This window comes from Gordonia polyisoprenivorans NBRC 16320 = JCM 10675 (assembly GCF_000241325.1).
In the GTDB taxonomy this organism is placed as follows: Bacteria; Actinomycetota; Actinomycetes; order Mycobacteriales; family Mycobacteriaceae; genus Gordonia; species Gordonia polyisoprenivorans.
Map to the genome: position 1 here is coordinate 98168 of NZ_BAEI01000025.1, position 18722 is coordinate 116889.

17 protein-coding genes are annotated in these 18722 nt (G+C 65.1%); 11 read left to right on the forward strand and 6 right to left on the reverse strand.

The window, feature by feature from the left end; all coding sequences use genetic code 11:
* The first annotated feature begins 100 nt into the window (after positions 1-100).
* Positions 101-1753, forward strand: coding sequence for an APC family permease (locus GOPIP_RS06600; RefSeq protein WP_006368813.1), 1653 nt, complete (start codon positions 101-103; stop codon positions 1751-1753).
* A 3-nt stretch (positions 1754-1756) separates the two neighbouring features.
* Here the strand turns inward: GOPIP_RS06600 and GOPIP_RS06605 are convergent, their stop codons facing one another.
* On the reverse strand, positions 1757-2044 hold the full coding sequence (locus tag GOPIP_RS06605; RefSeq protein ID WP_006368814.1) for a hypothetical protein: 288 nt from the start codon (positions 2042-2044) through the stop codon (positions 1757-1759).
* A 97-nt stretch (positions 2045-2141) separates the two neighbouring features.
* Between GOPIP_RS06605 and ppsA the strand changes: the two genes are divergently transcribed.
* Both ppsA and GOPIP_RS06615 read left to right on the forward strand, forming a co-directional pair.
* Complete coding sequence (ppsA, locus tag GOPIP_RS06610) at positions 2142-4391, forward strand: phosphoenolpyruvate synthase (protein ID WP_006368815.1); 2250 nt, start codon at positions 2142-2144, stop codon at positions 4389-4391.
* 312 nt (positions 4392-4703) lie between these two features.
* On the forward strand, positions 4704-5201 hold the full coding sequence (locus GOPIP_RS06615; RefSeq protein ID WP_006368816.1) for an LURP-one-related/scramblase family protein: 498 nt from the start codon (positions 4704-4706) through the stop codon (positions 5199-5201).
* Here the strand turns inward: GOPIP_RS06615 and GOPIP_RS06620 are convergent.
* Positions 5187-5795, reverse strand: coding sequence for a TetR/AcrR family transcriptional regulator (locus GOPIP_RS06620; RefSeq protein ID WP_035727347.1), 609 nt, complete (start codon positions 5793-5795; stop codon positions 5187-5189). The two genes, GOPIP_RS06615 and GOPIP_RS06620, sit on opposite strands and share 15 nt — an antisense overlap.
* Positions 5796-5901: 106 nt before the next feature.
* Here GOPIP_RS06620 and GOPIP_RS06625 point away from each other — a divergent pair, with 106 nt between their 5' ends.
* Entirely contained in the window at positions 5902-7305 is a 1404-nt protein-coding gene (locus GOPIP_RS06625; protein ID WP_006368818.1) for an MDR family MFS transporter, read from the forward strand.
* Positions 7306-7526: 221 nt separating this feature from the next.
* Here the strand turns inward: GOPIP_RS06625 and GOPIP_RS06630 are convergent, their stop codons facing one another.
* A complete protein-coding gene (locus tag GOPIP_RS06630) occupies positions 7527-8570 on the reverse strand; it encodes an NAD(P)-dependent alcohol dehydrogenase (RefSeq protein ID WP_006368819.1) in 1044 nt (347 codons plus the stop codon).
* 73 nt (positions 8571-8643) lie between these two features.
* Entirely contained in the window at positions 8644-8943 is a 300-nt protein-coding gene (locus GOPIP_RS06635) for a hypothetical protein (protein WP_020173058.1), read from the reverse strand.
* 169 nt (positions 8944-9112) lie between these two features.
* Between GOPIP_RS06635 and GOPIP_RS06640 the strand changes: the two genes are divergently transcribed.
* The 4 genes from GOPIP_RS06640 (at position 9113) to GOPIP_RS06655 (ending at position 12512) form a co-directional block, all read left to right on the forward strand.
* Positions 9113-10114 (forward strand): methionine ABC transporter ATP-binding protein, encoded by a 1002-nt coding sequence (locus tag GOPIP_RS06640; RefSeq protein WP_006368821.1) that lies wholly within the window; start codon positions 9113-9115, stop codon positions 10112-10114.
* Positions 10111-10854 (forward strand): methionine ABC transporter permease, encoded by a 744-nt coding sequence (locus tag GOPIP_RS06645; RefSeq protein ID WP_006368822.1) that lies wholly within the window; start codon positions 10111-10113, stop codon positions 10852-10854. The genes GOPIP_RS06640 and GOPIP_RS06645 overlap by 4 nt, the downstream gene beginning before the upstream one ends.
* A 56-nt stretch (positions 10855-10910) precedes the next feature.
* Positions 10911-11837, forward strand: a complete 927-nt coding sequence (locus tag GOPIP_RS06650) for a MetQ/NlpA family ABC transporter substrate-binding protein (protein WP_006368823.1) — start codon at positions 10911-10913, stop codon at positions 11835-11837.
* Between the two features lie 69 nt (positions 11838-11906).
* Positions 11907-12512 (forward strand): VOC family protein, encoded by a 606-nt coding sequence (locus GOPIP_RS06655; RefSeq protein WP_020173057.1) that lies wholly within the window; start codon positions 11907-11909, stop codon positions 12510-12512.
* Positions 12513-12524: 12 nt separating this feature from the next.
* Here GOPIP_RS06655 and GOPIP_RS06660 read toward each other — a convergent pair whose 3' ends face one another.
* Together GOPIP_RS06660 and GOPIP_RS06665 are read right to left on the reverse strand one after the other, a co-directional pair.
* Positions 12525-14168 (reverse strand): GMC oxidoreductase, encoded by a 1644-nt coding sequence (locus GOPIP_RS06660; RefSeq protein WP_006368825.1) that lies wholly within the window; start codon positions 14166-14168, stop codon positions 12525-12527.
* A gap of 161 nt (positions 14169-14329) precedes the next feature.
* Positions 14330-14959, reverse strand: coding sequence for a TetR/AcrR family transcriptional regulator (locus GOPIP_RS06665; protein WP_006368826.1), 630 nt, complete (start codon positions 14957-14959; stop codon positions 14330-14332).
* Between the two features lie 226 nt (positions 14960-15185).
* Here GOPIP_RS06665 and GOPIP_RS06670 point away from each other — a divergent pair, with 226 nt between their 5' ends.
* Genes GOPIP_RS06670 through GOPIP_RS06680 form a run of 3 tightly spaced genes read left to right on the forward strand, consistent with a single transcriptional unit; the run spans position 15186 to position 18656 of the window.
* Positions 15186-16313: a DUF5938 domain-containing protein gene (locus GOPIP_RS06670; protein ID WP_006368827.1), complete on the forward strand. Its 1128-nt coding sequence runs from the start codon at positions 15186-15188 to the stop codon at positions 16311-16313.
* Positions 16314-16325: 12 nt separating this feature from the next.
* Complete coding sequence (locus GOPIP_RS06675) at positions 16326-17858, forward strand: AMP-binding protein (RefSeq protein WP_006368828.1); 1533 nt, start codon at positions 16326-16328, stop codon at positions 17856-17858.
* A gap of 42 nt (positions 17859-17900) precedes the next feature.
* Positions 17901-18656 carry an SDR family NAD(P)-dependent oxidoreductase gene (locus tag GOPIP_RS06680; RefSeq protein ID WP_006368830.1) on the forward strand — a complete coding sequence of 252 codons (756 nt, stop codon included), beginning with the start codon at positions 17901-17903 and terminating at the stop codon, positions 18654-18656.
* The last annotated feature ends 66 nt before the right edge of the window (positions 18657-18722 follow it).

Sequence of the window (18722 nt, forward strand, 5' to 3'; positions counted from 1 at the left end):
AGGAGAAAAGGTGGTTATAAATCGGAAAAGTCCGGCGCCCGATCCCTTTTCACGCGCAATTCAGTACGGTAAAAGTTCTTCTGTCTGCTAAGGAGTTCAGATGACCCAGACGAGTGCGAAGCCTGAAGCGGGTGACAATCGGAACCTGCGCAGAGATGTCGGTTTGATCGGTCTGCTGTTCGCCAGCGTCGGGTCGATCATCGGTAGCGGATGGCTTTTCGGCGCGATGAACGCCGCGCAGAAGGCCGGTCCCGCGGCGATCATCTCGTGGTCGATCGGTGCGGTCATGATCTTGCTGATCGCACTGACCTTCGCCGAGCTCGGCACCATGTTCCCGGTCTCCGGTGGTGTTGTTCGCTTCCCGCACATCGCCTTTGGCTCGTTCGCGAGTTACACCAGCGGTTGGATCCTGTGGATCGCGTGCGGCACGGTCGCGCCGATCGAGGTGGAGGGCGCGCTGCAGTACGCCACCAAGTACGCCGCGTTCACCTCCAAGTCGACGGTCAACGGCGACACGGTGCACACCCTGACCGGCCTCGGCTACCTCACGGCCGTGGTCCTCCTCGCACTCTTCGTGGTGGTCAACTACATCGGCGTCCGCTGGTTCGCCCGGGTCAACAACGTTCTGGTGTGGTGGAAGCTCGCGATCATCACCGTCGTCGTGATCGCCTTCCTCGTCACCCAATTCCATCCCAGCAACTTCACCTCCAAGGGCTTCATGCCCAACGGTTGGGAGGGTGTGTTCACCGCGATCGCCACCTCCGGAATCGTGTTCTCGTTCCTGGGTTTCCGTCAAGGAATCGAACTCGCCGGCGAAACGTCGAATCCCCGAAAGTACGTGCCCATCGCCGTCATCGGGTCGGTGATCCTCACCGGGATCATCTATGTGGCACTGCAGGTGGCGTTCATCGGCTCTCTCAATCCGCGTGACTTCATCCACGGATGGGCGACGATGGGGTTCACCAACGACTTCGGTCCGCTCGCCGCGATCGCCACCGCCATCGGACTGGGCTGGCTCGCCACACTGCTCTACATCGACGCGATCGTCTCCCCCGGAGACACCGGATTGATCTACACCACGGTCACCTCACGCGTGTCCTATGCCATGGCGCGCAACGGTAATGCACCGAAGATGCTGGCCAAGACGACCAACCGCGGTGTCCCGCTGGTCAGCCTGATCGTCGCCTTCGTCCTCGGTCTGATCATCCTGTTGCCCTTCCCGAGCTGGCAGCAGCTCGTCGGGTTCATCACCTCGGCGACCGTGCTGTCCTTTGCGGCGGGGCCTGTAGTCGTTGCGGCACTGCGTCGTTCGGACCCCAAGCGCGAACGGCCGTTCCGCGTGCCCGGCGGTGATGTGATCCCGCTGTTGGCGTTCGTCGCCTCCAACCTCATCGCTATCTGGTCGACATGGACGATCAACCTCAAACTGTTCATCGCCGTCCTGATCGGCCTCGTCCTGCTGGCCATCCTGGAGATGGTGTACGACCAGCCGGTCCTCGAGATGCGTTCGGGCTCATGGATGATCCTGTGGCTGGCCGGTCTCGCCCTGATCTCCTATCTGGCCGGCGATCTCGACAGCAGCGCCGTCCTCGGCTTCTGGTGGGCCAACATCATCACCGTGGTATTCAGCGTCGTCGTGTTCTATCTCGCCGTGCACTTCCGATTGAACAACACGACAATGGCCGAACACATGGACGCCGTCTTGACCGAGGCCCACGCCGAAGAGCAGGAACTCGGGCCCGCGGCGAGCTGACGATCAGCCCAGGATCAGCCATCCGAATCGCAGGACGACAGCGGTGACGCCGAAGACCGCCACGGCGAGGAGCCACCGCCGGGCGAGACGTTCCCGGGTGTCCCTGCCCTGGATGTCCCTGCCCTGGATGTCCCTGCCCTGGATGTCCCTGCCCTGGATGTCACGGTCGCGTCCCGGACGTTCGCGCAGATAGACGTAGGCGGAGGCGAGCGCACTGAACGCGGCGGCCACACCGACGACGGTGATGACCGTGATCATCACCAGGTCGGTCGTGCCGGCCGGTTCTCGCATGGCTCTGTCGATCCTACCCAGCACCAACTGGTGTCCTCGGTCCCTAGGCGTCGCCGTCGTCGGCGCGGACGATGGAAGGTGAACGAGGAGGTCAGCAATGATCCGAGAATTCTCGAACCTTCGACTCGACGATGCCGAGGACGCCGGCGGCAAGGGCGCCAATCTCGGCGAACTGTGCAGCGCCGGACTGCCGGTGCCACCGGGATTCGTCCTGCTGCGCGACTGCTATCGAGAGTCGATGTCGGTCGCCGGATATGCCGAGGAGCTGGCGTCGAAGCATCGCGACGCCCTCGCCGCGGTCGCCGACAACGACAAACTCACCGCGCTGTGCAACGAGTTGCAGGAGAAGGTCGGGCTCGCGGGTATCGACCCCCAGGTGCGCGAGGACATCCTCGACGCCTATCACCGGCTCGGCGACAACGTGCCGGTCGCGGTGCGCTCGTCGGCCACCGGTGAGGACGGCAAGGATGCCTCGTTCGCCGGCATGAACCGCACGCTGACCGACGTCGTCGGCGACATGGCGCTGCTCGACGCGGTGAGCGCGTGCTGGCAGTCGCTGTTCGGCCCCCGGGTCGTCGCCTATCGCGCCACAAGGGGATTCACCGACGAGCCCGCCATGGCGGTGGTCGTGCAGCAGATGGTCGCCTCGCAACGGTCCGGGGTGGCGTTCACCGCCGACCCGAGTACTGGTGCGCGCGACCGCGTCGCCATCGAGGCAGCACTGGGTCTCGGCGAGGTGGTGGTGTCGGGGATGGTGCAACCCGACACCTACATCATCGACAAGTCCACCGGCTCCATCCTCGAGACCCACATCGGGCATCAGGACTTCCGCATCGTGCGCGGTACCGACGGCGTCGACCACACCGAAGACCTCGATGAGGATCTCGCGCAGGCCCGGGTCCTCGACGACGAGACCGTGCGACGGATCGCCGAGCTCGCGCTGGCCGTCGAGGACCATTACGGCTGCCCGCAGGATCTGGAATGGGCGATCGATCCCGGCGGCGCGGTGTGGCTGGTACAGGCACGCCCGATCACCACCCTCGGCGCCACCTCGTCGCCACCCGGAACGGTTCTGGCCCAGGGACTCTCGGCCGCTCCCGGCATCGCCAGCGGGGCGGTCCGCGTTCTGAACTCGCCGGCCGACGGCGGGCAGCTCGCCGATGGTGAGGTGCTGGTCGCGCCGATGACCAACCCCGATTGGCTGCCGACCCTGCGGCGTGCGGCGGCGATCGTCACCGACGCTGGTGGGATGACCTGTCATGCGGCGATCGTCGCCCGCGAGCTCGGCGTGCCCTGCGTCGTCGGAGCACGTTCGGCCACAAAGGATCTGCCCGCGGGTGAGGTGGTCACGGTTGACGGTACGCATGGCCAGGTCCGTGCCGGTGTACCCGAGACCACCGCCACGGTGGCCGTCACGTCGCCGGGCACGCCGACGGTGGCGCGCGCCGAGGTGACCGGGACCCGGATCTATGTGAATCTCGCGATGCCCGACAGCGCGGAGTCGGTGGCGGCTCTCGACGTCGACGGTGTGGGACTGCTGCGCGCGGAGTTCATCCTCACCGAGGCGCTCTGCGGTCGACATCCGCACGATCTCATCGCCAAGGGTGAGAGTGAGACCCTGGTGGATGCACTGGTGAGTTCGGTGGGCCGCATCGCGACGGCGTTCGCGCCGCGTCCAGTCATCTACCGCGCCACCGATTTTCGCAGTAACGAGTTCCGTACCCTGCGCGGCGGCGAGGAGTACGAGCCGGTCGAGCACAATCCGATGATCGGCTATCGCGGCTGCTTCCGCTATATCAAGGAACCCGAGTTGTTCGGTCTCGAGCTCGAAGCGCTGGCCCGTATCCGCGACACCGCACCGAATCTCGGGCTGATGATCCCGTTCGTGCGGACGAAATGGGAGCTCGAGGAATGCCTTTCGCTGATCGACGCCAGTCGTCTCGGACACCAGCGAGGGCTGAAGCGGTGGGTGATGGCCGAGGTACCCTCGGTGGTTCACTGGCTACCGGAGTACGTCGGGATGGGGATCGACGGGGTGTCCATCGGCAGCAACGACCTGACCCAGTTGATGCTCGGCGTCGACCGTGACTCGGAGATCTGCGCAGAGGTGTTCGACGAGTCCGATCCCGCGGTACTCGACGCGATCGGCCAGATCATCTCCACCGGGCGGCGTCTGGGCATCACCACGTCGCTGTGCGGGCAGGCTCCGTCGACGAAACCCGAATTCGCCCAACGCCTCGTCGAACTCGGGATCACGTCGGTGTCGGTGAACCCCGACGCCGTTGACGCGACCAGACGAGCGGTCGCCGCGGCGGAACGGCGGTTGTTGTTGGCAGCGGCACGCTGACGAGGACGGCCGACGAACCGCCCTCGGGGGGTCACCGCGAGCGCCTCCTCGAGGAGTGCGGCCCCCTCAACCGGGCAGTGATGTGGTGATGGCGGTTGTCTCGGCCGCGGAGAGGGTGGTTGCCCGGCTGCAGAATGGTCAGAGGAGCGACGCCGGGGTCCAGGTGGGCCAGTCGGGTTCGCCGACGGGTATCCCACACAGCGATACACCTGGTAGCGGCGAGAAAATGGTCCTTGAGCCTTTGCGAAGACCACATCGCCCGGGAATCGACGCGATGAGCCGCTAGGGTGGGCCACATCCGAGAGGAGGCCCATGTCCACGCTCTACATCAAGCAGAAGATGCTCTCGCCGAGCGGCAAGTTCACCGTGCTCGATCAGGCCCAGCAACCGCGATACCTTGTCAGCGGCAGCTTCATGAAGATCCCCAAGAGCTTCACCATCACCGACACCTTCGACCGGCCGGTTGCCGAGATCACCAAGGCGGTGTTCAGCTTTCAGCCGAGGTTCACAGTCGAGATGAACGGTCAATTGGTGGCGACGATCCGCAAGGAGTTCAGCTTTTTCAAGCCCCGCTACACCATCGACGGTGCCGGCCTCGACGTCTCCGGCGATTGGTGGGACATGAATTTCAGCGTCCTGCGCGGCGGGCAGCCGGTCGCCACGATTCACCGAAAGCTGTTGAGCTGGGCGGACACCTACGAGGTCGAGGTGCTCGACGAGACGCTTGAGGCGACGATCATCTCGCTGGTGGTCGCGATCGATCGGGTGCGCGCCGACAGCGACGGCGCAAACGCCTCAGCCACGTTCTGAGGTCACCAACGGCCAGAAGATGTCGTCGACGATCGAGTCGATGCGATCGTCGCCGACCCGCTCGAGGCGCATCAGCAGATCGTGCCGCATCAGGTCGAATGGCAGGTCGAGCACCGACTGCGGCACGTGGTCGAGGTCGATCTCGCCACGCTCGGCGGCCCGGGCGAAGATGTCGGCGGCGCGGGTGTTTCCGGCACCGTGCAGCATCTGCTCGCGAATCGCGGCGGGGGTGTATCCGGAACTGTCATGGAGTCCGGCGAAGGCCGCGCTGACAACGGCGAGCATGCCCGAGCGCGCGTCGTTCATGGTGTGGAGCAATTGCCGGATGTCTTCGCGCAGGCTGCCGGTGTCGGGGGTTTCGGCGGGAGTGTTGGCGGCGTAGTCGGTGAGAGCGGCCAACACCATATCGTCCTTGTTGGGCCATCGGCGGTAGAGCACGCCGACGCCGGTCTTCGCGCGCGCGGCGACCGATTCCATGGTCAGTCTGGCGAATCCGACGTCGACCAGCTCGTCCCACGCGGCCTGCAGCAAGGCCTGTTCCAACTCGGGCCCACGACGACGCCGCCGTGGGGTCTCGGTGCGCTCGGCCGTCATGCGGCCATCGTAGTCACCTTCGATCAATAAGGAAGGTTTACATTCCTTATCTTGGCGCGTAGCGTCCATAAGGAATGGATTCTTCTCTTAAAGACGGGAGGTCGTGATGACCACGACCGACACACCACTTGACGACAAGATCGACCCGCAGGTGCTCAAAACGGCGATGGTCCTCGTCGTCGGCGCCCTTGCCGTGGTCTTCGACACCACCATCGTCAGCGTCGCACTACACCAACTGGCCGTCGACCTACACGCATCGGTCACCACCATCCAATGGGTGATGACGGGTTACCTTCTCGCACTTGGTATTGCAGTGCCGCTGAGCACATGGGCGCTGGCCCGGTTCGGCGGGAAACGCGTGTGGATGGTCTCCCTCGCGGTGTTCCTGATCGGCTCCATCGGCTCAAGTCTCGCGTGGAGTGCCGGCGCCCTCATCGGATGGCGGGTGCTGCAGGGACTCGGCGGCGGACTGATGTTGCCGGTGATGACGACCATGATCATGCAAGCAGCCGCCGGACGCGCCATCGGGCGCACGGTCACCTGGGTGGCACTACCCGCATTGCTCGGCCCCATCCTCGGACCGCTGGTCGGTGGCCTCATCATTAGTCAGCTGAGCTGGCGGTACATGTTCTGGGTCAACGTCCCATTCTGTCTCATCGGCTTGTTCCTCGCGTGGCGGTACCTCGAGAAAGAGCCGACGCCGCAGCAGTTTCCGCGTCTGGACGTCTGGGGTCTGGTCGCCTTCGCCCCGGGCATCGCGTGCGTGATCCTCGCGTTGTCGAACGCGGGCGGCGAGGCCGGATTCGCACACGCCGACGTCCTCGTGCCCCTGACCGTGGGCGTCGTCGCCCTGATCGTCTTCGCCCTCCACGCATTGCGAACGTCCTTACCGCTCATCGATATTCGCCTGCTGGCCACGCGATCGGTCGGCTCTTCGTCGACGGTGATGTTCTTGTCGGGATTCGCCCTGTACGGAGCAATGCTGGTGCTTCCGCTGTTCTATCAGGAGGCTCGCGGCGCCTCCGCGCTGATGGCGGGAATCATGCTGGTACCACAAGGAATCGGCACCTTGCTGAGCCGGCAGATCGCCGGTCCGCTCACCGATACGATCGGCGCCCGGATGATCGCCACCGTCGGTTTCCTGATCACGGCGGCGGCAACCATCCCGTTCTGCTTCGCCGACGCGCACAGCAACGCCTGGGTGCTCGCGGCGTTCCTGGTGGTGCGCGGCATCGGACTCGGCGCCATCACGATGCCCGTGATGACCGCGTCCTACGTGGGTCTCGGCCGCGATGCCATCGCGCACTCCAGCGTGCTCACCCGGACCACCCAGCAACTCGGCGGATCATTCGGGACCTCGGTGCTCGCCGTGCTCCTGACCTCCCAGGGATTTCACGCCGCATTCTGGTGGGCAACGGGTTTCGCCTTGGCGGCCACCGTGCTGTGCGTCTGGCTCCCCGGGCGCAAGGAGGTTCTCGAAGCAGCTGCGGCGGCCCGTCGGTCAGCGTGATGATCAGACGTCCTGCGGTTGACCGGGCTGGTTGAGGTGCGCTATCAGTCGCGGTTTACCACCAGCCCCGCCACCAATGCCCTGGCCGTCTTCGACACCGCGGTCCGGCGCGCTGGCCCGCAGATCCGGCGCCGATACCGTTCACCGCCGCCGCCTGCGAGCGAGCCGGCATCGGTGTGGTGCGGGTGCCCTGAACTCCCCTGCTACTCCGGGCTCCCCCGCTACTCCGGGACCACCACGGCACGCCCGCGCAGATCGTTCGCCGCGAGCTTGCGGTAGGCATCGAGGGCGTTGTCGAGGGTGAAGCGCTCCACCGCAACATCGAGCACACCGTCGCGCGCCAGGTCGAGCACCTCCATGAGTTCGTCGCGGGCACCCCAGTAAGGGGCCCGCACCGACACCTCGTAGGGCTGGGCGAAGATGCCCACCTTGGCCGTGGCCACCCCGTCTCCGAGTCCGACGATGGTCACATCACCCATCGCGCCGACCACACCCATCGCGGTGTCGATGGTCGGCTGGTATCCGACGAAGTCGAAAACAGCGGTGGCACCGTCGCTTCCGGTGATCTTGCGGACATTGGCGATGGCATCGGCGTCACTGAGGACTGCCTCATGCGCGCCGACCTCCTTGGCGAAGGCGAGCTTCTCCTCGGTCACGTCGAGCGCGATGATCCGGGAGGGGGTGAGGTGACGCAGCATCTGGATCGCGACGTGGCCGAGCCCGCCGGAACCGATCACCACCGCCGTCGTGCCGCCGACGAGCTTGCTCAGCGACGGCTTGATCGCGTGATACGGCGTCAGGCCGGCGTCGGTGAGCGGGACGGTGGTCACCGGATCCAGGTCACCGATCGGAACGAGATGCCGCGCGTCGTCGACGATGAGGTACTCGGCCATCGCGCCATCGGTGCCCAGTCCGGGCGGGGTGATCCCCAATTCGATTGCACGCGAACAGTAGTTCTCCAGCCCTCGAGCACAGAAGTGGCACACCCCACATCCCCACGGGCCGTAGACCGCGACGGCGGTGCCCTCGGTCACCGACGAGACCCCCTGTCCCACTTCGGCAACGACGCCGACCCCTTCATGACCGAGGGTCATCGGCAGGGGATACGGGAAGTTCTCCGCCGGCATGTTGAGAACGAAGTCGTCGGAGTGGCAGGCGCCCGCTGCGGTGACCTTGAGCAGTACCTGCCCGGGGCCGGGCGCCGGCTTGCTCACCTCACGGAGTTCGGGCTCGGCACCGGGCTTGATCATCTGGACGGCCTTCATCTGGCATCACCTTTCGTACGGTCTCGGTCCCCCCTTCCGTACTACGCCCTCATGGCCGATTGCGCATATGTACTCACCCGGGGGTGATCCGGCTGGTCAGGAACTCGATGACACGACCGCGGCGATTGAGCACGAACCTGTGTGCGGTCCCGTCCTTGGTGTGGACGGTGAGGCCGTTGTTCACCAGTCCGAGCGTCCGGTACGTCGTGAGTCCGGCGATGTCCCGGTACTCGATGCGGGTGCTCCCCGTCTGGATGTTGAACCTGTGCGAGTCGAATGTCATGCCGGTCTCGTCGAAGCGGAGCTTGCCGCCGACCGCTTCTGCGCCGCGCCAGTAGTTCGCAGCGATCTTCTCCCCCGTGTAGTCATGCATGCGGGCGAGGGTAGACCGCCCGCCCCCGAGGTGGACGACGCCGACACGCCGTTTCCGAAACGTCCGCACCGTCGGTTTTGCGCGCAGTGCGCGCAATGATGGTCCTCGCGTGTCGGGGTCGTCAGGATCTCCTGGTGCCAGAACGTCCATACAGTGAGCCCGATCGCCCATGATCGAGGTCTCCCATCTCCACAAGGTCTTCACCACGCCCTCGGGACCGGTGACCGTCCTCGACGACGTGACCTTCTCCGTGTCCGGGGGCGAGGTCTTCGCCGTCGTCGGCCCGTCCGGTGCGGGCAAGTCCACGCTGACCCAATGCCTGAATCTGTTGCAGCGGCCCACCTCCGGTGAGGTGATCGTCAACGGCGAGAACCTCGCCCATCTCGACGCCGGCGCCTTGCGGGCCGCGCGGCGACGTATCGGAACCGTCTTCCAGTCGGCGAATCTGTTGTCACGCAGAACCGCAGCCGAGAACGTCGCACTCCCCCTCGAGTATCTCGGCGCGACCAAGGCGGCCATCCGGACGCGGGTGGGCGAGTTGCTCGATCGCGTCGGCATGGGTGACCGCGCCGATCTCTATCCCCATCAGCTCTCCGGCGGGCAGCGGCAACGCGTGGGAATCGCTCGCGCCCTCGCGCTCAAACCCGCCGTGTTGCTCTCCGACGAGGCGACCTCTGGTCTCGACCCGCAGGCGACAACGTCATTCTTGAACCTCCTCGGCGACGTCCGCGACGAGCTGGGGCTCGCCGTGGTGTTCATCACCCACGAGATGGATGTCATCACCCGGATCGCCGACCGCGCCGGTCGTCTCGACCACGGGCGCATCGTCGAGCAGGGGGCGGTGGCAGATCTCGTCCTCGACCCCGACTCGGTACTGGGAAAAGCGTTGCGCCCACGCGGAACCGCCGCACCCGCCGCACCCGGCCGCAGCAGCGTCGAGGTGACCTACAACTCGGCGGCCGTACCACCGGACTGGATCGCACGGGTGTCGAGCACGATCGGTACCACCGTCGGGGTGCTCGGCGCCAACATCCAAAGTGTTGACGGCGTCACTGCGGGCGCGTTGACCGTTTCCGTCGAGGACCACTCGCTCGACGCCTTCACCGCAGCGGCCGCCACCTACGGGATCACCGTCGGCGCAGGCCTACGTTCCCAGGAGGCCGCGGTATGAGCGACATCACCCATCTGGCGGCGATCACCGTACCGGTCAACGAGATTCCGTCGCTGCTGATCCCGGCCTTCATCGACACGGTCCTCATGGTGAGCATCGTGATGGTGATCGTGTTGGTCGTCGGGGTGCCGCTCGGTGCGCTGATCCACAACCTCGCCCCGGGCGGGTTGTTCGAGAACCGATCCCTGCACACGCCGCTGTCCTGGGTGATCAGCATCGGACGTTCCCTGCCGTTCCTCGTCCTGATGACGGCGATCATCCCGTTCACCCGGCTGCTCACCGGCACCAACATCGGGATCCCGGCCGCAGTCGTCCCGATGTCGATCGCCGGGATCGCCTTCTTCACCCGCATCGTCGAGAATTCATTGCGCTCGGTACCCACCTCTGTGGTGGAGGTGGCCAAGGCATCGGGCGGGTCGAACGCCCAGATCATCTGGACCGCACAGATTCCCGAGGCCCTTCCCAACATCGTCGGCGGGCTCACGATCAACACGATCGCGATGATCGAGTACTCCACGATCGCCGGCACCATCGGCGCGGGCGGCCTGGGATATGTCGCGGTCACCTACGGCTATCAGCGTTTCGATCACGGCGTGATGATCGCGACGATCCTCACCCTCATCGTCGTCGTCGCGTTGATCCAGGTGATCGGCGACGGCCTCGTCCGGCACCTCACCCCGGAGAAGTCCCTGCGCAGCAGAACCATTCGCGCCGATCGATCCAGTCGCAGCAAAGTCTGACCCATCCCGCTCCCCTGCTCAGTCCACACCCACACCCACACGAAGGGCGATACCCCATGTCGCAGACCACCGGACCCCAGATCGACTCCACCGATTCCTCGCCACCACCAACGGGCGGTGACATCGAACTGCGCACCCGGCGTCGTTGGCCGATCTACGCCGCGATCGGGGTGGTTGTCGTCGTCATCGCAGCGATCATCGGTTGGCGCTTCGCCGGATCGGATACCAAGTCCGCCAACGACACTCCCGGAGCGACGCTGACGGTCGTAACCGCCGAGGGCAACGCCGCCGAGGAAGCGCTCGTCGACTTCGTGTCGAAGAATGTCGCACCCCGCTATGGGATCACCGTGGCGTTCAAGGGACTCTCGGACTCCACGACGCTGAACCGGGCGGTCAGCGACGGCGAGGTGGCGGGCACCATCTACCAGCATCGCCTCTGGCTCTCGCAGGTGCTCGACGCGAACCCCGACTTCCAGGAGGAGGCCGCAACTCCGGTGTTCCGCTGGGGATTCGGTATCTGGTCGGACAAGTACACCTCGCCCGCACAGATCCCGCAGAACGGCACGGTGTCGCTGTACTCCGACCCCGCGAACGAAGCGCAGGGCCTGTGGCTGCTCGAGCGGGCCGGTCTGATCACCCTGAAGCCGGGGGTGGACAAGTGGAAGGCCACCCAGGACGACATCGCGACGAATCCGAAGAACCTGCAGTTCAAGTTGCTGGACTTCGCCGCACAGTCGCGTGCGTTGCCCGACCTCGACGCCACCGTCGGCTACACCGAGTACTACCTCGCCGCCGACATCGACATCGCCAAGCAGATCTTCTCGCCGCCTGCGCCCGACGAATTCGCCGGGCAGCTGACCATCGGGTCGAAGTGGAAGGACGCCGACAACATCAAGAAGCTGGTCGCCGCTTTCAAGGATCCCGCCGTCCAGAATTACCTGCGCACCGATCCGCAGGTGAAGAACATCCTCTTGCCGCTCTGATGAGAGATGTCGGAAAACCGGTCAGGAATCGAGAAGCCTGGGTGCGGTCACCAGTCCTACCGTGAGGACATGACCACAACCATCGATTCCCTGTCCCTCGGCGCCACCGATCCCGGAGACGCCAAAGCGTTCTACGACAAGGCCTTCGGACTCGGTGATCGGCTTCGTCTGCACCACAGCGACGAGCCGACCACCGGGTTCCGTGGGTTCGTGCTCTCCCTCGTCGTCGCCGATCCGGCGGTCGTCGACTCGTTCATCGACCCGGCACTCGATGCCGGAGCCGAGCTCCTCAAACCAGCACGGCGCTCCTTCTGGGGATACGGCGGTGTCCTGCGCGCGCCGGATGGCGCGATCTGGAAGATCGCCTCGTCGTCGAAGAAGAACACCGGCGCACCGCTGCGAACGGTCGAGGACGTCGTGATGTTGATCGGCGCCGGCGACATTGCGACGTCCAAGGCCTTCTACACCGACCACGGCTTTGAGGTCGCCAAGTCGTTCGGCCGCAAGTATGTCGAGTTCGCCGGCGGACCGATCACGCTCGCCCTCTACGGGCGCAAGGCCGCCGCCAAGGACGCCGGCGTCCGCCCGGAAGGCGAGGGTGCACATCGCATCCGGTTGTTCACCGGCACAGCCACGTTCACCGATCCAGACGGGTTCGTCTACGAGGAGTTGTGATCCGGGCTGGGCTCAGCCGCCGTCGGCGATGATCGTGGCGATGTTGCGTTCGGCGACGGCGGTGATGGTCAGCGACGGGTTGGACGCACCGGCCGAACCGGGCAGCATGGCGCCGTCATTGACGTAGAGGTTCCGGTATCCGTGGACGCGGCCGTAGGCGTCGCACGCCGTCCCCAGGGTGGCTCCGCCCATGCAGTGCGCCCAGGTCAGGTCGGGCTCGTAGACCACCGCATCGACCGGGAAGTCGGCGTGCCGCGCCATCACGTGACCGATCCGTTCGCAGTTCTCCGCGACGCCACCGTTGCCACCGGCCGGCCAGTCGAGGATGACCTGTTGCGAATCTCGGTGGTAGCGAAAGGTTCCGCGCGTCGGATCGACCGACGTGATGCCCATCTTGATCGCCGAGGTATTCATCGCTGCGGCAGCGGAATCCAGTGGTCCGAGAGAGAAGGTGCTGTTGACCATCACCCGGGCGAACTGCTCGGTGGTGTCGAAGAATCCGGCGGCACCGACGGCCGACTGCTGATCCTTACGACTGCCCCCGACTGCGATGTCGATGTTGCCGTTGCCGTTGTTGCCCCAGCCGGTTCCGATGTGTTCGTTCAGGTTCGGCAAGGTTCCGGTGTCGCGGGCACGCACCAGCAGTCTGTTGGTTCCAAGGCATCCGGCTGCGAGGACGAGGCGGTCGGTCGTCAGGGTCCGCCTGGTGAGGACGTCGCCGTACGGGCTGACGTAATCGACGTCGAGGACGAACCGCCCTGTCGGTTCGACGTGGATGTCGTTGACCTGATGGCGCGGATGAATTGTCGCTTTGCCGGTGGCCTCGGCGCGGGGGAGATAGCTGTAGGTCAGCGAGTTGAGGGAACCATTGGAGTTGGCGAGCGCGCTGCTGGTGGCCATCGGTGCGGCGCGACCGGCGATCTCGTCCCGCACAACGTTCCACCGCCAGTTGCCGGGAACGAAATATGGTGCATATCCGGCTTTCTGGCCGATGCGCCAGAAGTCTCGGCAATTGCTGAAGCTGTGATCGCGATACACGTCCGGCGGTACGACCGTCGCCCCGAGGCCCGCCAGAGCCTTCGGGTACCAGGTCGTGGCCATGTCGTCGTAATCCACGACGCCCTTGAACACCTGGTTGAACGGGTCCCGCTTGGACTCGGCGGTGATGCCGATGTAGACCACCGATCCGCCGCCCACCGCCGCACCGCACATGATCGCCGAGTTGTTGTGCCAGCTGATCTCGAAGATCCCGCCGAAGTCGTCGACGGCGGCCATCGCGCCGAGGGTCTCGGCGTAGGCGGGCACCGTGAGCGCCGACGACGCGGATCGCTCGGCAAGGGATCGTTGGGCGTGCCACAGCATCCGGCCGTCCCACCCGAAGATCTTGCGCCACGGGTCGTGTGGCCACCGCGATCCGCGTTCGAGCACGGTTGTCTGAATTCCGGCCTCCGCCAAGCGAAGTGCGCTGACCGAGCCGCCGAACCCGGAGCCGATGACGATCGCCTCGGAGTGTTGACGGGGCGGGGTGACCGGACGAAAGATCTCCGGCACCAGCGATTCGTATCTGCCGTGTGCCGCAGGTAGCGCAGCGCTGCGCCCCGCACCGACGGTCGCCGAGACGCCGGCAGCTGCGACTCCGGCAGCGGTCAACCGCATAAACGATCGACGATCCATCATCTTTCGCGCCCCCAGGGAACCCCATCCCGACCCCGTCGTAACGATGGCGATCTTATCGCACCCGCCCAATACCCATTGAACGACAAAAGATTCGAGAGTAGTGAACGGTTGAGGTTGACGTCGGGGATCGACCGAGTCGTCTACCCGCGGTCGAGTCCGTCGAACACCGCTGCCAGATGACCCCGCGCGGCGTCGACCTGCTCGGCGTCGTCGGCGAGGTGGTGCAGGAGTGCCCGCTGAAAGATTCCATCGAGCACGATATATGCGGTTGTCGGATCAAGCTGGGGCTCAACGCCTTTGAGATCACAGTAGCGAGACACCACACGCCAGATCATTTGTTCTCGACTGGCTTCGATCTCGAGCACCTGCGCACGGAAGGAGGAATCGAACAGACTCTGGTTGCGCATGTCGTACCACAGCCGGTGGATCGGGGCGTCGCGCAGCAGCGTGTCGAAGAAAGTGTCGCCGAATGACTTTCGGAGATCGTCGGCATCCGCAGAGTGCTGGACAACTCCGTCGTACCGGGTCACGCAGACGTCCTCGTACTGACGGACGGCCTCGGCGATCAGATCGAGCTTGTCGGAGAAGTAGTAGTGCAGGACCCCATGGGAGTACTCGGAATTCTGCGCGATCTCGCGCAGGCTCGTCCGCGCATATCCGAGTTCGGCGAGAGTGTGCAGGGTAGCGGTCGCCAGTTCTCGACGCTTCGCCTGGAACTTGTCGCGGGCACGCTCCTCGACACGGGCGCGCGGCTCCGACAGTTGGGCCATCGCGGTCGCTCCTCCCACTGGTCACGGGCGTGTCCCCGGAGTCTAGCCCGGCTGTCGATCCCCACCCCTTGACGGTCGTCCAAATTTTGCTTGACAGTCGTCCAGACTTCGCCTTAGTGTGATCCGCAGCACAGGTTCGGTCCGTGGATCACTCCGCCCCTTGTGCCTCATGCGTGTCCCTGACCTGCCAGTTCTCCTTGGCGGTCCATGGCGAGAGGAACGATTCATGCCCACCGACAAACGCGTCGTCGTCTACGGAGCCTCCGGCTACACCGGTCGATTGATCTGCGAGTACCTGCGCGAATACAACATCCCGTTCCTCGCCGCAGGCCGCGATCACAGCCGCCTCAAGGCGATCGTGGAGGCGGTGCCGGGGATCGAGACGGTCGATCACGACATCGTCGAGGTCGAACACTCGCTTCCCGCTCTCGTCGAGGCGTTCCGCGGTGCGGACGTCGTTCTCAACACGGTCGGGCCGTTCGCCAGGTGGGGCCATCCGGTGGTCGAGGCCTGCCTGGAGGTCGGCGCGCACTACACCGACACCAACGGCGAGCAGAACTGGATGATCGACGCGAAGGAGCGCTACGCAGTCGATTTCGCCGCGCAGAGTCTGGTCCTCACACCAGGTCTGGCGCAGATGTATTCGATCGGCGAGATCGCGGCGAACATCTGTCTGGAAACCCCGGGTGTCGACACACTCGACATCGAGGTGTTCTGGAAAGGCCATCCGACCGTCGCCTCGACAAACACGATCCTGACCAACGCGGCGTTCGCCAAGGCCTACTACCTCGAGCAGAACGAGTACGTCGAGTGGCCAGACGAAGACGGCGTGTATCAGATCGTCGTACCCGGCCAGCACGAGTTGGGACTGGCGCTGCCCTGGGGTGGCACGTCGCATCCGGTGTGGTTCAAGGACGATCCGCGGGTCGCCAATGTACGTGCGCTCGGCGGAGTGCTCAATCGTCCTCTGATGCTGGGGGTTCCGCAGATGGTTGGCGCGGCGCTCGAGCAGATGGATGGCAAGAGCGAGGCCGAGAAGTACCAGATCATCGATGCCATCTCGGCGTCGGTGCGCAGCGAGACACCGCCGCGGGAGAACCCCCGGATCAACACCTCTCTCGACTCGGTGTACGCGTCCGGGCCGCTGGGCCGCGTGCACTGCCTGATCAACGGCAACTGCAACTACAAGCAGACCGCCCTGCTCAACGCCTATGCGGCAGCCCACCTCCTCAAAGCCCCACCGCATGCGGTCGGGTTCGCCTCGAGTTGCCAGGCATTCGGACACCGCGAGCTGCTCGGTGTTCTACACGCCTTTGGCCTCGTTCTCGATCCGGTTGTCACGGTGAACAACTAAGAGGCCGGACACATGCGGCTATCGGACTACCTCGACAAAGGCGCGTCATTGGGCCGGGACGCACCGTGCATGACCGCCGGTCCCGTCACACTTACCTACGGCGAGGTCCACGACCGGACTGTCGACATCGCCGGAGCGTTGCAGCACAGCGGGATTCATGCTGGAGATCGCGTCGCTGTCCTCTCCGGAAACGATCCACGCGCGCTCACCTGTGTGTTCGGGATCTCCCGGGCCGGAGCGGTGTGGTGCCCGGTGAACCCACGCAACGAGGCCGAGGAGAACCGGCAGCTGTTCGCGCTGTTCGGTTGTCGATTCCTGTTCTTCCAGAGCGCATTCGCCGACCTGGTTGCAAGGATTCGGGATCGGCTCCCCGACCTCGAATGGCTGGTCTGCCTCGACGATGCGGTGGACGGGGCACTCACCTTCGACGACTGGCTGGCCGACCACCATGCCGAGGTGGAGACCGACCGCCGCCCGGACGGAGGCCTGTGCATGCTCGCAGGCACCGGCGGCACCACCGGTAAACCCAAGGGCGTGCGACTGACCGAGGACAACATGATGACCTCGACGGCGCTGGCGTTGATGAGCTATCCGTTCGGGGACCGGCCTCGCTACCTCGCGCTGGCCCCGCTCACCCATTCGGCGGGTGTGCTGACCTTTCCCATCCTCAGTCTCGGCGGCCACATCGTCATCATGGCGCGTCCCGACATCGGCGAGTTCCTGAGACTCATTGCGCATCACCGGATCACCCACGCATTCTTGCCGCCCACGGTGATCTACGGTGTCCTCGATCATCCCGATCTCGACGCCACCGATCTCTCCTCGTTGCGGTGCCTCTGGTACGGCGCCGCACCGATGTCACCCACTCGACTCACCGAAGCACTCGAGCGCATCGGGCCGGTACTGGGTCAGCTGTTCGGACAGACCGAGGCACCCAACATGATCGCGACCCTCGCACCCGCCGAGCATTTCCGCGCCGACGGCTCGGTGGCGACCGAACGATTGACGTCGGCGGGGTGTCCCACACCACTCACGACTGTCGCCATCATGGATTCCTCGGGGGAACTGGTGGCCCGCGGCCAACGCGGCGAGATCGTCGTACGCGGACCGCTCGTCATGGACGGGTACCACGAGAATCCCGAAGCCACTGCCGAGGTCAGCGCGTTCGGCTGGCACCACACCGGAGATATCGGCTACCTCGACGACGACAACTTCCTCTACGTGGTCGACCGCGCCAAGGACATGATCATCACCGGCGGCTTCAACGTGTACTCCGCCGAGGTCGAGCAGGCCCTGCTGGCCCACCCCGCGGTCAAGGAGAGCGCGGTGATCGGTCTGCCGGACGACAAATGGGGTGAACGGGTCGTCGCCGCAGTGCAATTGCGTGACGGCCGCGATGCCGCGCCGGCCGAACTCATCCAGTTCGTCAAGGACCGCATCGGAAGTGTCAAGACACCCAAGCAGATCGAGATCTGGGACGATCTGCCGCGCTCGAAGGTCGGCAAGATCCTCAAGAACGAGGTCCGCGCCACCATGCAGAACTGATCGCCCATACGTCGAAATTATCCACTCGAAAAGGAACCCCTCATGACCGAACTGAAAGACAAGCGGGTCTTCGTGACCGGCTCTGCGGCCGGCATCGGCAAGGCCATCGCCGCGCTGTTCATCGAGCGCGGCGCCAGGGTCATCATCAGCGACCGCGACAAGACCGCCGCCAACGACACCGCAACCGAACTCGGAGCCGCGGGAGTGGCCAACTGCGACGTCACCGACGAAGCACAGGTCCAGTCGGCGATCACCGAAGCCGTCGGCGTCCTCGGCGGCCTTGACGTGCTGGTCAACAATGCCGGCATCGAGATCTCGACCCCACTGCTCCAGCAATCCACCAGCAGCTTCGACGAGATCTTCGCCGTCAATGTCCGTGGTCCGTTCGTCGCGATGAAGGCGGCCATCGGGCACCTCGTCGAGTCCGGCGGCAACATCGTCAACATTTCCTCGATCGCCGGCATCGGCGGCAGCCCCCTGCTCGGATCATATTGTGCGACAAAGGCTGCGCTCATCCAGATGACCCGGGTGGCCGCGGTGGAGATGCGTCCCGCAGGAGTGCGCGTCAACGCCGTCTGCCCCGGATTCGCCGACACCAGCATGGTCGAACGACTGATCCCGGATTTCGAGGCCGCCACCCAGGTCCCGTTCGGAGACCTGGTGGCCGCCAAACAGGGGCGCCTGGGCACACCCGAGGACATCGCCGAGGTGGCGGCGTTCCTGGCCTCCGACCGTGCGTCGTGGGTGACCGGCAGCAGCTACGTCCTCGACGGTGGGCTCACGGCGTCGTTGGTGTGAGGCCAACCGGGGCCACCACTGACATGAGGCCGCGACAGTGGGCTGCCGTCGTGTTGTCCACCCCCC

Coding starts and splice junctions, on each gene's coding strand:
- GOPIP_RS06645 (WP_006368822.1), top strand. CDS start 10,111: ATGAGCGACATCACCCATCTGGCGGCGATCACCGTACCGGTCAACGAG.
- ppsA (WP_006368815.1), top strand. CDS start 2,142: ATGATCCGAGAATTCTCGAACCTTCGACTCGACGATGCCGAGGACGCC.
- GOPIP_RS06660 (WP_006368825.1), bottom strand. CDS start 14,168: ATGCGGTTGACCGCTGCCGGAGTCGCAGCTGCCGGCGTCTCGGCGACC.
- GOPIP_RS06615 (WP_006368816.1), top strand. CDS start 4,704: ATGTCCACGCTCTACATCAAGCAGAAGATGCTCTCGCCGAGCGGCAAG.
- GOPIP_RS06630 (WP_006368819.1), bottom strand. CDS start 8,570: ATGAAGGCCGTCCAGATGATCAAGCCCGGTGCCGAGCCCGAACTCCGT.
- GOPIP_RS06680 (WP_006368830.1), top strand. CDS start 17,901: ATGACCGAACTGAAAGACAAGCGGGTCTTCGTGACCGGCTCTGCGGCC.
- GOPIP_RS06600 (WP_006368813.1), top strand. CDS start 101: ATGACCCAGACGAGTGCGAAGCCTGAAGCGGGTGACAATCGGAACCTG.
- GOPIP_RS06655 (WP_020173057.1), top strand. CDS start 11,907: ATGACCACAACCATCGATTCCCTGTCCCTCGGCGCCACCGATCCCGGA.
- GOPIP_RS06650 (WP_006368823.1), top strand. CDS start 10,911: ATGTCGCAGACCACCGGACCCCAGATCGACTCCACCGATTCCTCGCCA.
- GOPIP_RS06620 (WP_035727347.1), bottom strand. CDS start 5,795: ATGACGGCCGAGCGCACCGAGACCCCACGGCGGCGTCGTCGTGGGCCC.
- GOPIP_RS06635 (WP_020173058.1), bottom strand. CDS start 8,943: ATGCATGACTACACGGGGGAGAAGATCGCTGCGAACTACTGGCGCGGC.
- GOPIP_RS06665 (WP_006368826.1), bottom strand. CDS start 14,959: ATGGCCCAACTGTCGGAGCCGCGCGCCCGTGTCGAGGAGCGTGCCCGC.
- GOPIP_RS06640 (WP_006368821.1), top strand. CDS start 9,113: ATGATCGAGGTCTCCCATCTCCACAAGGTCTTCACCACGCCCTCGGGA.
- GOPIP_RS06605 (WP_006368814.1), bottom strand. CDS start 2,044: ATGCGAGAACCGGCCGGCACGACCGACCTGGTGATGATCACGGTCATC.
- GOPIP_RS06625 (WP_006368818.1), top strand. CDS start 5,902: ATGACCACGACCGACACACCACTTGACGACAAGATCGACCCGCAGGTG.
- GOPIP_RS06670 (WP_006368827.1), top strand. CDS start 15,186: ATGCCCACCGACAAACGCGTCGTCGTCTACGGAGCCTCCGGCTACACC.
- GOPIP_RS06675 (WP_006368828.1), top strand. CDS start 16,326: ATGCGGCTATCGGACTACCTCGACAAAGGCGCGTCATTGGGCCGGGAC.